This window comes from Streptomyces sp. NBC_01669 (assembly GCF_026339735.1).
GTDB classification, from domain to species: Bacteria; Actinomycetota; Actinomycetes; order Streptomycetales; family Streptomycetaceae; genus Streptomyces; species Streptomyces yanii.
Genome location: NZ_JAPEQG010000001.1, coordinates 1,340,854 through 1,354,655, shown reverse-complemented (window position 1 = coordinate 1,354,655; position 13,802 = coordinate 1,340,854). Strand labels below are relative to the sequence as shown.

The following is a 13,802-nucleotide window of genomic DNA, read 5'->3' as shown; positions in this document are numbered from 1 at the left end:
GGCACAGCGGGTGCCACCCTGGAGGGGAGACGTCTGTGTACCGGCAGGGCGATGTACTGATCGTGGCGTTGGACGAGTCCGAGGTGCCCGCGCACCTGGCGGACGCGCCGGGGGAGCCGCGGGACGCCCGCGGGCGGATGGTGCTCGCGCTGGGCGAGGTCACCGGTCATGCGCATGCAGTCCAAGGACCCGGCCGGCTGATGCGTGAGGCGGGCGCCTTCGGCCCGATGCTGCTCCATCTCCCCGATGGCGGGCGGGTGGTGCACGAGGAGCATGCGGCGATACCGCTGTCGAAGGGCTGGTACCGCGTCGTGCGCCAGCGGGAGTACGCACCGGGTGCGGTCCGCATCGTCGCGGACTGAGCCGGCCGGTCCGGACAGGCGGCGCGCGACGCAGCGGGCCGGTACCGGGCGGCACGGCGAACCGCCGGACAGGCGGCGAACAGCAGAGATCCAAGAGAGTGAACAGGGAACGGGGACAACCGATGCAGTACGTGGACTCATGGCGGGCCGTGGCAGCGGCGACCGGTGCGGCGGACCGGGGAGCGGCCGAGGACGGGGTCCGCCTCGCCTACCGCAGCGCGGGACTGGCCGAGCCGGAGCAGATTGTCTGGGCCGATTCGCCGAAGGCGGCCGTCGAGGTGGTCGAGAAACTCGTCGGCGCCGGCCGCTCGGTGCGCGACGAGGTGCGGACCCGGCCGTGGGCGGAGGAACGGCGCCGGATGTACGACGAGTTGGGTCCGGCCGGCTGGTCCTCCCTCTGGTCGGCCACGGGCGCCCAGCTCTGGGAGACCACAGCCGCGCTCGCCGAGCGGATACGGACCGGTGTCGTCGCGGCCCTCGCCGAGAGCCCGGAGGACGAGACGGATGTGCGTATGGTGCTGCTCGACGCGGTCCTCGGCCAGCACGACGCGGCGTGGCTCGCCGCGTTCGACGGCCGCGGGGACCGGCTCGACGGCCTGGCGGAGGTGGCCAGGCACGCGGGCTGGTGGTGGCCGTACGAGCGCACCGTGGTGATCAGCGAACGCCCGGAGACGCTCCACCGCGACGAGGCGGGCCGGCTCGACCGCGGGGACGGCCCTGCCCTCTCGTACCGTGACGGGTTCACGCTGTACGCCTGGCGTGGCATGCCTGTTCCCGCCGAGTTCCTCGCGGAACTGACGGCCCTGACCCCCGAGCGGATACGCGAGGAGGAGAACGCGGAGCTGCGCCGCGTGATGCTGGAGTTCTACGGTTACGACCGCTACCTCACCGAGTCGGGCGCCGAGCCGGTGCACCGGGACGAGACGGGCATCCTGTGGCGGATCGCGCTGGACGGCGACGAGGACGTGGTGATGGTCGAGGTGGTCAACTCGACCCCGGAGCCCGACGGGACCCATCGCACGTACTGGCTGCGGGTACCGCCCTCGACCAGGACCGCGAAGGGCGGCGTCGCCTGGACCTTCGGGCTGGACGGAGACGCGTACACGCCTCTGCGCCAGACCTGATCGGTCGACAGTGCGGGAAGGAAGCGAAGGAGGCGGAGTGGCCGGCCGGGTCAGGCCGTCAGCGTCGCCCGGTCGATGCCCAGTTCGCGGGCGAGCGCCTCATCGGTCCACGCCAGCATCGTGGCCCGGGAGAGCGGACCGGCGTACGACGTCATCTGGACGGCCAGACCATCCAGCAGGGCGGTCAGTCGCCAGGCCACGGACATCGGGTCGTCGCAGTGGAACTCACCCGCGGCGGCGCCCTCTTCGATGACCTCGGCCAGCTCCGCCTTCCACTGCTGGTCGAGATCGCCGGCCACATTGCGCAGCGCCGGGTCCCGGAGCGAGGCCGCCCAGCCCTCGATCCACAGCCGCCAGCCCTTGGCCTGCCCGGTCGGTGCGTACCAGCGGACGGCGGCGCGCAACCGCCGTACCGCACTCGTGCGACGGCTCAGGAGCTTGCGCAGATGGGCGAGGTCCGCCTCGGCCGCATGCGCGAAGGCGGCTGCGACCAGCTTCTCCTTCGTCGAGAAGTGGTAAAGCACCAGGGCGTTGCTCACGCCGAGCACGGACGCGACATCGGCGATCCGTACCGCCGCGACACCTCGCACCTCGATCTGTTCGACGGCAGCGCGGAGCAGCTCCTCGCGTCGTTCCGCCACGCTCAACCGCACTCTTGCCACGGCGTCACCCTAACCAATGCGCCGCTCCCGGACAGGTCGGGGGCGGGACCGCATACGGCCCCGCCCCCTGCTCACCACCTGTCACCTCAAGGCTCCGGCGCAGGTCAGCACCAGATATCGGCGCAGCCGGAGTTGTACGCGTCGATCAGGGTCTCCGTCAGCGAGGCACCTGAGGTGTCCGTGACGGTGGTGCGCAGGTCGACCTTGGCTGTGCCCATCGCAGGCACCGTCACCTTCCACCTGCCGTCGGCCGTACGCGCCGCCGCGGCCTGCTTCCAGCCGGTGCCGTCCGTCGCGTACCAGACCTTCAACGAAGCGACGGCAAGCGCCTGCCGACTGCCCTGCGCCGTGAGTCCGACCATGTAATCGAGCGGCCTTCCCGCGTCGGCCGCGTTCTCGCCGGTCAGCGGCAGCCGGTAGTCGAGGTCCAGCAGCCGGGCCGCGGCAGCCGACTTCTCGTGACCGGAGCGGAACCGCCACTCGCTGGTGATCCGGGTGCCGAGCATCCACGTCACCGGGTCCGGTGACGTACGGGTGGCGTCGACGGTCAGCCGGTACCAGTCGTCCTTGCGCGGCAGGTCGAACGTGGCGCGGCCCGGTGCGTCGTTGCGGGCCAGCACCTTCCCGCCGTCGTCCGCCAGGACCGTGCTGCCGGTGTCCGCCCCCGGCGCCGTCTCGGCACGGTGCCCGGCCGCGTCCGAGAACACCGGGAGCGCCACATTCAGCTTGTCGCCCTCCCGGGTGATCTGCGCCGCCCCGGCCTGCTCGCCGAGCGCCGGGTTGAAGGGCGCGGACATCCAGTCGTCCCGGTAGTCACCGCCCGCGTGGTACACGGTGGGCGCGCCGACCAGCGTCCCCAACGGGTAGACGAGGTCGGAGACGTCGTACTGGTAGTGAAAGGTCGCCGTCGTCCACGCGACGTCCGGGCTGTAGTAAAGAGTCTGCTCCGACGGCGGCCGGTAGCGGGTGGACTGCTGGTAGAGCGTCAGCCCGTGCCACGTCGTCCAGGCGTACATGCCCTTGGGATCGGTCGGGTAGCCGTGCGTGCGTTCCACCGTCGTCACCCAGGCCAGATTCGACCGCCGGTCGAACCAGTCGGCCCCCGCCGGGACCCTGCCGTCGACCGAGTGGTGCAGGAAGTAGGCGTCCGCCGAGGTGCTGATGCCGTCGAGCGTCAGCGTCAGCGGCCCTTCGGCCAGCCGTGCCCGCAGGGCGGGCACACTGGCCGTGTCCAGCCTGAGCACCGGTGTCGGCTTGTAGACCGAGAGCCCGTAGCCGACATACACGATGGCGGCCGTGCCCGCGTCCGTCAGCTTCTGGTAGAGCGCGTTGTTGAACGCGGTCTGGCTGGTGGCCGGTGTCCACAGGACGATCTTTCCCTTGAGGTCCATGGCCGCCGGGTCGGTGTCCGCCCCGGTGCCGATGTCGACGACCTCGCCGGTGGCCGTACCCAGCCAGCTGTAGATGCTGTACTGGGAGAGCAGCAGCCTCAGCGCGTCGGCCGATGAGCCCGGCTCGTGGGCGTCGACCTCCCGCTGCTGCCAGCTCAGACCGCCGAAGAAGGTGAGCCCGTCCAGCGTCCCGCCCGTGGAGGGCACCGCCTCCACGCGGTACTGGCCGGCGGAGCTCGGTGCGACCAGCCCGGTGTCCGCGGCATCCGTGCCGGAACCGACCCGTGACGCGATCCCGGTGGCCGACTGCAGCGACACCCGGGCGGACCCGTCGTCGACACCGATCCTGACGGGCTCTGCGTCCTTGGTGTCCAGTGCGAGGGTGCTGCTCCGATCGAGTATCACCCGGTGGGCGAAATGGATCGCGGTGGTCCCGACGACCGTGTTGCCCACCGTGTCGTACTCCCAGGTGTGCCCCAGGATGCGGTACTTGCCGCGCGGCAGCGTCACCGTCCTCGGCTTGGTGCCGTCCAGGCCGATCAGCTGGGACGCGCCCGTCTTCTCGTTCTGCAGGACCGCGCCCGTCGAGGTGCGCTCGGTGCCTTCGCGCGGTGCGGGACCGGTCAGGGTGAGGGTGTACGTCTCCGGATCGGCCTCGACGGAGACGGGCACCGTCGCCCTGCCGCGCCCCGGCCAGGTCGCGGTGACCGCTCCGCTGTACGTCGTCCCCGCCTCGACCCGTGACGGATCGAGGACGACCTCCGTGACCGCGGACGACCGAGCGGGCACAGTCACCGTCTCCGCGCCCACCCCGATCACCCGGCCGGGCCCGGCGGACAGCCGCAGTTCCACGGGCTTGTCCGTGGTGTTCGTCCACGTCACCTGGTGGCTCTGCGCTGCGGCGGAGGCGCTCGGGTAGGTGGCGTGGGCGGCCAGCGTGGCGGGGACGGCAACCACCTTCGCTGCCAGCGCCGCCGGTACGTCGGTGAGACCTGCGCCCGTGTCGGCGACCGACGCACCCGCCACCGGGGCGGCGCTGCCGACCAGTGCGGACTTCAGCTGCGCCCCCGACCAGTCGGGGTGGCGCTGGGCCAGCAGGGCGGCGGCGCCCGCGACATGCGGGCTGGCCATCGACGTACCGGACAGCGAGGCGTACTGCTCGGTGACGGCCGCGTCGTCCAGCGTGCCGGCGGCGCGGGCGGCCACAATGGCACTGCCCGGTGCGGAGATCTCCGGCTTGACGGCGGGCCGACCCTGGCGCGGTCCGCGTGAGGAGAACGCCGACATCTCACCGGACTTGGTGACCGAGCCGACCGTCAGCGCGGCATCGGCGGCGCCCGGCGCGCCGATCGTCCGGTCACCGCTGTTGCCCGCGGCGATCACGAAGAGCGTGCCGTGCTCGGCGGAGAGTTTGTCGACCGCGGCGGACAGCGGGTCGGTGCCGTCGGAGGCCCGGTTCGATCCGAGACTCATGTTGACGATCCGGGCGTCCTGGTCGACGGCCCACTGCATGCCGGCGAGGATCCAGGAGTCGTAGCCGTAGCCGTCGTTGCCGAGGACCTTGCCCTCGACGAGCTCCGCGCCCGGCGCGACACCCGCGTACCGGCCCCCGGAGGCGGCGCCGGATCCGGCGATGATCGAGGACACATGGGTGCCGTGGCCCTGGAGGTCCTGGACGTCGCCGTCCTCGGTGAAGTCCTGCGAGGCGGTGACAGCGTTCTTCAGGTCCGGGTGGGTGCGGTCGTAGCCGGTGTCGAGGACCGCGACCTTGGTGCCCTTGCCGGTGATTCCGGCGCGGTGAGCCGTGTCCGCGCCGATCTGCGGTACGGACCGGTCGAGCGTCGCCCGTACCCTGCCGTCGAGCCAGACCTTCCCGATGCCTTCGCTGCGGGCCCCGGACGCCGTGCCGAGCTGCTTCCACACGGTGCCGGCCGACTTCTTGGGCACGCTCAGCGCCGTGGTGCGTGCGGTGCGGAAGGCCACGGCGACGCGGGCGCCCTTCGGCGCGTCGGGGCTCGCGGCGGACGGTGTGTCGCCGCCGACCAGGACCCGCAGGGTGTCGGTGCTGCTGTCGGCGTAGCCCGATGCGACCAGCTCGGTCACGTCGAACAGCCGTCGGTCGACGCGGCCCTGCGCGATCTGTCCGACGGCGTCGATCGGCACCGCGTACTCGTGGCCGTCCGCCCGGAACCGAGTGAAGCCCATGCCCTCACGGCCGGAACCCGGCACGATCGAGCTGATCTGCAGGGCGTTCCCGCTGCCGGAGTACGTCACCACGTCGCCGGTCAGCAGCGTGACGGTGCGGGCTGCGCCACCTGCGGCCGGGGACATGGCCGGGTCGGCGAAGGCGGGGGCGTTGTCGGCGGCGGCAGGGAGTGATCCACCGGCAAGGGCGGCGGCGAGCGCTGTGGCGCAGGCCGCCGCCCATCTGGTCCGTCTCATTCTCACCTCGTGAACTCGTGTGTTCCCAGGGGGTGGTGAGGCGAGAATGTCAGGAGCATGGCGGCGCGGGGCCGGTCGGTGCTGGCGGGAAGCTGCCATGGCAGCTATTCGCCGTAAACCCTTTAGATCAACGGGAGTTGAGCGAAGGCTTGCGGAGCGTCACCGGTACCAGCCGAACCGTTCGGCCATCACCGGCAGCCGTTCGGCGACGAGCGCATGGGCCGCCGCACGGGGCGTGGAGCCGTCGGCCTCGGCGCGGACCAGCATCCGGTCGATCAGGGCGCGCATCGAGCGACGGGTGTGCCCGAACGCCTCCTCGGCGTCGGCGCCGATGTCGCCGAACAGGGTCCACCACCACCAGGCGTTCGTACCGGAGTTGACGACCACATCGGGCAGCACGGTGATCCCGCGCCCGGCGAGCAGCGCCTCCGCCTCCGGCAGCACCGGCATGTTCGCCGCCTCGACCACCCAACGGGCAGTGATGAGAGCCTGGTTCGTGGCGTCGATGGCGTACGAGACCGCTGCCGGGACGAGCACCTCCGCCTCCTGGGCCAGCCAGGCGTCGGCGGGCAGCTCGCGGTCCCCGTCCCGCAGCGCACCGCGGTCCACCGTTCCGTACGCGTCCCTGGCGGCGAGCAGCGCCTCGACGTCGAGGCCCGCCGGGTTGGCGATGGTGCCCTTGATGTCCGCGACGGCGACGACCTTCAGCCCGGCCCGCGCCAGGAACCGCGCCGTCGCCCCGCCCATCGTGCCGAAGCCCTGCACACAGACGCGCGCCTGCGAGTACGCCACGCCCGCCCGGTCCAGCGCGGCGAGCGCCGACTCGGCGACCCCGCAGCCGCCGACCAGTTCGTCGAGCCCGATGCCGTCCACCTCGACGGCGAACGCGTCGGCGAGCCGCTGCCGCGCCGCCGTCTCGTCGTCGAGCAGGGGATAGACGGCCTGGATCGAGGAGATGAGCCCGGCCTCGGCGGCCGCCCGGTCGACGAGGTCCTGCGTCAGCCCGAGGTCCTCACCGGTCGTCCAGATGTTCTCGATGTACGGGCGCACGGCCCGCAGATAGCGCACCAGTACCCCATACGCCTCCGGGGCGCGCGGGTCGCAGTCGATGCCGCCCTTGGCGCCGCCGAGCGGTATGTAGCGGGCCTGTGCGTCGTCGGCGTCGAAGTGCAGGGCCTCCTTCATCGTCATGCCGCGGGCGAGTCCGGCCACCTCGTCGAGCGTGCAGCCCTCCCGCATCCGCAGCCCGCCGCTGGACACACCGCGCACCAGCCGGTCGACGACCAGATGGCCCTGGCGTCCGGTGACGTGGTCCGTCCAGGTCAGCGAGATCAGCGGAGCCGGCGGGGTGGTCGGGGACGCGGTCGTCGTCGGCGTCGTCATCGGGGGGTCTCCTCGGTCACAGTGATCAGGGTGGGCCCAGGGGTGGTCAGGGCCAGGGACAGGGCGCGGGTGAGCGCCTCGGGTGAATCGGCGTGGACACCGTGGCCGCCGTACGCACGGGCCAGCGCCGGGAGGTCGACGGACGGCAGATCGACCGCCGTGGGGGTGTCGCCGCGCGCCGTCATTTCGTCGCGGATCTCGCCGTATCCGCCGTTGTCGAACACCACGACGGGCAGCGGCAGTCGCAGCTGGGCGGCGGTGGCGAGCTCCTGCACGGAGAACTGCAGCCCGCCGTCGCCGCTCAGTGCCACCACCTGACGGGCGGGATACGCGGTCTTCGCGCCGATCGCGGCGGGCAGGGCATAGCCGAGCGTGCCGAAGCCGGTCGGATGGAGATAGCGCCCCGCCGGACCCACCGGCAGATGCGGGATCGCGCCGTAGTAACAGCACTGCGCACTGTCCGAGGTCAGGATCGCGTCCGCGTCCAGCACGGCCCGTACGGCCTGCAGATACGGCAGCCGGTGGGCATCGCGCTCAGCGGTCTCCGCGTCCCGCCCGGCGCGCAGCGCCCGTACGGCACCGGTCCGGTCCGGAGCCCCGGAAGCCGGTGCGCCGTGGGGCTCGGCGAGTTGCTGCCGCAGGGCTTCCAGGGTGGCGCGGGCGTCGCCGACGAGCGGCAGTTGCGCGGGCAGTCCCGCGTACATCTGATCCGGGTCGACATCCACCCGGATCAGGGTGGCGCGCAGCGCGGGCGGCGCGGACCAGAGATCGGACTCGGCCAGTTCCGTGCCCACGGCCAGCACCGCATCGCACCCGGCCAGCCACTGCTGTACGGACGGGCTGTGCAGCGACACCCCGAGCGACAGCGGGTGCGTCTCGTCGACGATCCCCTTGCCGTTGGCAGTGGTGACCACCGGCGCACCCAGCTCCTCGGCCAGCGTCAGGCACTGTGCCGCGGCGTTCCTGGCACCGCCACCGAGGACCAGTGCGGGCTGCCGGGCCGACCGCAGCACCCGCGCCGCGTCCCGCAGCGCGGGCAGGGACGGGCAGATCGCGGGCGTCGGCGGGGCGAGCCGCATCGGACCCGCCAGTTCCGGCTTCTCCAGCAGATCGAGCGGCACCTCGATATGGGCCGGGCGAGGGCGTCCCGTGCGGAACAGCGTGAAGGCGCGCGCCACCGCGGAGAAGATCTCCTCGACCGTCGACACCCGGTGGCTGAATGCCGAGACCCCCCGCAGCGCCTCGGTCTGGCTGCGCATCTCGTGCAGCAGACCGGTCGACTGGCGTGGGTGGCGCAGTGGCATGCCGGGCGAGACGACCAGCAACGGCACGCTGTCCGAGTACGCCTGCCCGACCGCCGCCGCGATGTTCAGCAGCGCCGGACCGGTGGTGGTGATCGCCACCCCGGGGCGCCCGGTGACCCGCGTGTACGCATCGGCGGCGTACCCCGCGCCCTGCTCGTGGCGCGGGGTGACATGCGCGATTCCGTACGGGGCCAGATGCCGGTAGATCTCCAGGTTGTGCGTTCCCGGAATCCCGAACGCCTGCGTCACACCGTGCTCCGCCAGTGCGCGAACCACGGCTTCGCCGCCGGTCAGTGAGGTCGGCCTCGGCTGCTCGGACACACTGCCTCCCTCCACCAACAGGTCGATTTACTGAATCGCCAGTCAGTATTGGGAGGCGGGGACGCCCCTGTCAATGTGATCTTTACTGAATCGGTGTTCAGTAGCTGAGGTGCGACCGTCAGGGGGCGGCGGGGCGCGGCACCTCGCACTCGTCCTTGAAACCCTGGCTGGTCAGACCCAGTGCGGAGTTCGTCCGCGAGCGCATGTTCTCCACGGCGACCATGGTCGTCAGCTCCACCAGGGCCTTCTCGCCGAGCGCGGTCCTGAGCCGGTCCACCAGCTCGTCCGTGACCTCCGGCGGGGTGAGGCTCATCGCCTCCGCGTACTCCATGACGTCACGCTCCCGCGGTGTGTACGCCTCGCTGTCCCGCCACACCGGCACCTCGCGCAGTTTGCGCGGGTCCATCCCGTGCCGGTGGTTCTCCCAGTAGCCGAAGTCCATGCACCAGCTGCAGCCCACGGTCGCCGCGGACGTCATCACCGCAAGGGCCTTGAACTGCGGGTCCAGCGCCTTCCACCGGCCCACGGCCAGCTCGAAGCGGAGCCCGGCCCACAGCACCCTGGTGTGGTGGGCGGTGGCCCGTACGGGATCGATGACCTTCCCGAACGTTCGGTTCGAGTACCACGACACGGTGCGGAAGAGGAGGCTGCGGGGCGGGTCGAGCGAGATACGGGCGGTCATGACGGGTCTCCTTCGGTTCGGTTCCGAGCCCGCCGCGCGGTTCCTTGGGGGTGCCGGCGGCGGCTGCTGTCACGGATGCGACGGGCGAGGGCTGCCGGATGTGACATCGGACAGCGGCCGATCGCGGAATCCTGCGACGGGTGCGGACGTTGGTTCCGGCATGACGGGAATCGATGCAGAGAAGGACGCGCTTCTCCGGCTGATCGCCGAGGAGGACGGCGGGGTGCTCGTGACGCTGAAGCGGGACGGCCGGCCCCAGCTGTCCAATGTCAATCACTTCTACTATCCCGAGGAGCGCATCATCCGCGTCTCGATCACCGAGGGCAGGGCGAAGACGCGGAACCTCCGGCGCGATCCCAGGGCGAGCTACCACGTCACGAGCAAGGATCGCTGGGCCTGGACGGTCGCGGACGGGACCGCCGAGCTGTCGCCGGTCGCCGTCGATCCGCACGATGCGACCGTGGAGGAGCTGATCACGCTCTACCGCGACGTGCAGGGCGAGCACCCCGACTGGGACGGCTACCGCAGTGCCATGGTCCGCGACCGGCGGATCGTCCTGCGACTGCACGTGGAGCATGTGTACGGGCAGCCGCGTGGCTGAGGTGGCGGGGTCCGGCCTTCATTCCCCTGGCCGTTCCGTACTCGCACCGTCGTACCCCCTGCTCATAATGAAACGACACCGACTCCCTCAGGAGATGTTGTGACCGGCGCTGACTCCCTGCACCCGCTCCGCACCCGGCTCCGTACGCTGCGACCTGCCGCATTCGGCGCCGACCCCGACGGCGACCGCATGGAGCGCATCCGGCGCTCACCCAACTTCGCCGACGGCGTCTTCCAGAACCCCATGGGGGCGCGGAGCAGGCCGTCCGGCTCCATGCTGGAGTTCGCGAAGGTCTTCTTCCGCAAGGAGGAGAGGGCCCGCCGGACGCCGACCGGCACGGTACCCGTCCACGCCACCACGCTCGCCGACCTCGCCGCGCCGCCCGTCACGGGGCTGCGGCTCACCTGGATGGGGCATTCGAGCGTGCTGGCCGAGATCGACGGCCGCCGGGTGCTCTTCGACCCGGTGTGGGGCGAGCGATGCTCGCCTTTCGCGTTCGCCGGGCCCAAGCGGCTGCACCCCGTCCCGCTGCCGCTGGCCGCGCTCGGCCCGGTCGACGTGGTCGTCATCTCCCACGATCATTACGACCACCTCGACCTGCCGACGATCCAGTCCCTGGCGGGCACGGACACGGTCTTCGCCGTGCCGCTCGGCGTCGGCGCCCATCTGGAGCGCTGGGGCGTTTCCGCCGACCGGATCCGCGAGCTCGACTGGAACGAGACCACGCACATCGCGGGGATCAGTCTGACCGCGACCCCCGCCCGGCACTTCTGCGGGCGCGGCCTGCGCAACCAGCAGCACACCCTCTGGGCGTCCTGGGCCGTCGCGGGCCCGGAGCACCGGATCTACCACAGCGGTGACACCGGCTACTTCCCCGGTTTCAAGGACATCGGCGCCGAGCACGGCCCGTTCGACGCGACGATGATTCAGATCGGCGCCTACTCCGAGTACTGGCCCGACATCCATATGACACCGGCGGAGGGCATGCGAGCCCATCTGGACCTCCAGGGCGGGGAGCCGCTCGGAGCGATGCTGCCGATCCACTGGGCCACGTTCAATCTGGCCCCGCACCCGTGGGCCGAGCCGGGGGAGGGGACGAAGGATGCTGCTGCGGAGGTCGGGCAGGCGGTGGCGTTCCCCCGGCCCGGCGAACCCTTCGAGCCGGCGGGGATGCTCCCCACGGACCCCTGGTGGCGCGCGGTGTCCGCGCCTATTGCGCACCCGTGGCGCCGCTCCGAGGTGCCGGATACTGCGTCGGCCGCCCGGGGTGATCTCGACCTTGCGGGGGAGCGGTGATGCCGGCGTGGACGATCTCGCGAAAGCCGCTCGGATGCGTCAAGGAGGCAACTCCATCTGGTAGTGCGTCAGCAGGCCAGTGGTCGTGGTCTTCGGAAGAGGTACCTTCTGGCGGCGGATGGGGGAGCGCAAGGGCGCACTGAGGCCCGAGACTCCACGACAACTGCCACGACCCCGCACCGCACCCAGCGGCGTGGGGTCGATTCGCCCGGTCACCCATTGAGCGCGGGGGCTCTTCCTTGCAGCTGTTTGTCATGTACGCTTAAACGTTCTGTTGCCAGGTCGCATCCCAGCCATTGTTCTACGCGCGAAGAATTCAGTACCCAGCGGCTGTGCCCTCGTAGATCAACCCCTCCCGGAGGTATGACGGATGCTTGGATCCGGTAAGTCCCCTCGTCGCAGGCTCGTCAGCGGTATGGCCGTTCTGGGCGTTCTCGCCGCCGGCACCGCCGTCCAGGCGGTTCACGCCGCCCCCACCGCCACCGCAGCCACCACCAACCGCGTGCTGTTCGACAACGCACACGCCGAGACGGCCGGCAACGCGGACTGGATCATCAGCACCAGCCAGCCGGACCCTCTGGGCCAGAACTCCAGCCCCACTTCGGAGACTTCCTGGACCGGCGCCCTCTCCTCCTGGGGCGTGGCCCTGCAGAAGACCGGCAAGTACAGCCTGAAGACGCTGCCGTCGGGCAGCTCGATCACTTACGGCACCACCAGCGCAACCGACCTGATGAACTTCGACACCTTCGTGCTGCCCGAGCCGAACGTTCTGCTCACCGCGGCGGAGAAGACCGCCGTCATGAACTTCGTGAAGAACGGCGGCGGCCTGTTCCTGATCTCCGACCACACCGGCGCCGACCGCAACAGCGACGGTGAGGACGCGGTCGAGATCATCAACGACCTGATGACCAACAACACCGTCGACAGCACCGACCCGTTCGGCTTCTCCGTCGACTCGCTCAGCATCAGCTCCGACTACCCGGCGGCAATCACCGACAGCACCAACGCGGTGCTGCACGGCTCCTTCGGCACGGTGACCAAGAGCCTCATCGCCAGCGGTACGACCGCCACCCTCAAGCCGGCCGACAACTCCAGCGTCAAGGGCCTGCTCTACCGCACCGGGTACTCCGGCAACACCGGCGCCTTCTTCGCCACCAGCACCTTCGGCAGCGGCCGCGTCGCCTTCTGGGGCGACAGCTCGCCGATCGATGACGGCACCGGCCAGTCCGGCAACACTCTGTACGACGGCTGGAACGACTCCGGCGCCACCAACGCCACCCTCGCCCTCAACGCCACCGAGTGGCTCTCCGGCAGCAGCGGCGGCGGCGGCACCGGTACCTGCACCGCCGCCCAACTGCTCGCCAATCCCGGCTTTGAGTCCGGCAACACCTCCTGGACCGCGAGCAGCGGCGTCATCACCACGAGCAGCAGCGAGGCCGCCCGCACCGGCTCCTACAAGGCCTGGCTCGGCGGCTACGGCTCAGCGACCACCGACACCCTCTCCCAGTCCGTCACCATCCCGTCCGGCTGCGCCGCCACCCTCAGCTTCTACCTCCACATCGACACCGCCGAGACCACCACCAGCACCGCCTACGACACCCTCAAGGCCCAGGTGCTCAACAGCTCCGGCACCGTGCTCGGCACCCTCGCCACCTACTCCAACCTCAACGCCGTCGGCGGCTACACTCTGCGCAGCTTCGACCTCAGCAGCTACGCGGGCCAGACCGTGACCATCAAGTTCACCGGCGTCGAGGGCTCCATGCTCCAGACCTCGTTCGTCATCGACGACACGGCGCTCAACGTGAGGTGACAGCAGTCGCACCGGGCGCCCGAGGTCACCTGGCGGCGGGCGCCCCGTGGCGAGGAACCGCCCAGGATCCTCCGAGCGTCCGCTGCCGGTCGAGGCTCGACTACGGCCATCGGTCTCGCCGGTGAGGCAGCGGCGGCTGCGTGACTGCAGGAGCAGTGTGGCGTAGCTCCAGGGACTTGGGGTGGCCGGCTGCGAACGGGTCACCATCGGGATGCGGTTCCGGTTCGTTCCCGGCCACGGCAAGTGTGTCCAGACCGAACTGCACCCACTGGCCGCCGCGACCGTCGACCGGGCCGTTCGCGCGCGTCCGTCGGTCCGTCGGTCCGTCGCACCCGGCGGTCAGGCTGCTGGGCGACCCGTGTCAATGCGGCGTTATCGGTCTCTTGTGCGAGAGCTCATACCAGAGCGGGACGGATCGCGGGCA

The 13,802-nt window shown here is 71.0% G+C and carries 10 protein-coding genes; 5 read left to right on the top strand and 5 right to left on the bottom strand.

Going from position 1 to position 13,802, the window contains the following annotated elements:
* Positions 1-35 precede the first annotated feature (35 nt).
* Positions 36-362 (top strand): hypothetical protein, encoded by a 327-nt coding sequence (locus tag OG972_RS06035; protein ID WP_266978962.1) that lies wholly within the window; start codon positions 36-38, stop codon positions 360-362.
* A 122-nt stretch (positions 363-484) separates the two neighbouring features.
* Positions 485-1,486 carry a DUF6745 domain-containing protein gene (locus tag OG972_RS06030; protein ID WP_266978960.1) on the top strand — a complete coding sequence of 334 codons (1,002 nt, stop codon included), beginning with the start codon at positions 485-487 and terminating at the stop codon, positions 1,484-1,486.
* A 50-nt stretch (positions 1,487-1,536) separates the two neighbouring features.
* Here the strand turns inward: OG972_RS06030 and OG972_RS06025 are convergent, their stop codons facing one another.
* The 5 genes from OG972_RS06025 to OG972_RS06005 form a co-directional block, all read right to left on the bottom strand.
* A complete protein-coding gene (locus OG972_RS06025) occupies positions 1,537-2,148 on the bottom strand; it encodes a TetR/AcrR family transcriptional regulator (protein ID WP_266978958.1) in 612 nt (203 codons plus the stop codon).
* Positions 2,149-2,252: 104 nt separating this feature from the next.
* Positions 2,253-5,981, bottom strand: coding sequence for a S8 family serine peptidase (locus OG972_RS06020; RefSeq protein ID WP_266978956.1), 3,729 nt, complete (start codon positions 5,979-5,981; stop codon positions 2,253-2,255).
* Positions 5,982-6,140: 159 nt separating this feature from the next.
* Positions 6,141-7,364, bottom strand: coding sequence for a Glu/Leu/Phe/Val dehydrogenase dimerization domain-containing protein (locus tag OG972_RS06015; RefSeq protein ID WP_266978954.1), 1,224 nt, complete (start codon positions 7,362-7,364; stop codon positions 6,141-6,143).
* Entirely contained in the window at positions 7,361-8,989 is a 1,629-nt protein-coding gene (locus OG972_RS06010; RefSeq protein WP_266978952.1) for a thiamine pyrophosphate-binding protein, read from the bottom strand. Before OG972_RS06010 ends, OG972_RS06015 begins: the two co-directional genes overlap by 4 nt.
* Positions 8,990-9,107: 118 nt before the next feature.
* Complete coding sequence (locus OG972_RS06005) at positions 9,108-9,671, bottom strand: carboxymuconolactone decarboxylase family protein (RefSeq protein ID WP_266978951.1); 564 nt, start codon at positions 9,669-9,671, stop codon at positions 9,108-9,110.
* A gap of 160 nt (positions 9,672-9,831) precedes the next feature.
* Here OG972_RS06005 and OG972_RS06000 point away from each other — a divergent pair, with 160 nt between their 5' ends.
* The 3 genes from OG972_RS06000 (at position 9,832) to OG972_RS05990 (ending at position 13,378) form a co-directional block, all read left to right on the top strand.
* A complete protein-coding gene (locus OG972_RS06000) occupies positions 9,832-10,272 on the top strand; it encodes a PPOX class F420-dependent oxidoreductase (protein ID WP_266978950.1) in 441 nt (146 codons plus the stop codon).
* A 99-nt stretch (positions 10,273-10,371) separates the two neighbouring features.
* Positions 10,372-11,568, top strand: coding sequence for an MBL fold metallo-hydrolase (locus OG972_RS05995; RefSeq protein ID WP_266978948.1), 1,197 nt, complete (start codon positions 10,372-10,374; stop codon positions 11,566-11,568).
* Positions 11,569-11,938: 370 nt separating this feature from the next.
* Positions 11,939-13,378, top strand: coding sequence for a hydrolase (locus tag OG972_RS05990; protein WP_266978946.1), 1,440 nt, complete (start codon positions 11,939-11,941; stop codon positions 13,376-13,378).
* The last annotated feature ends 424 nt before the right edge of the window (positions 13,379-13,802 follow it).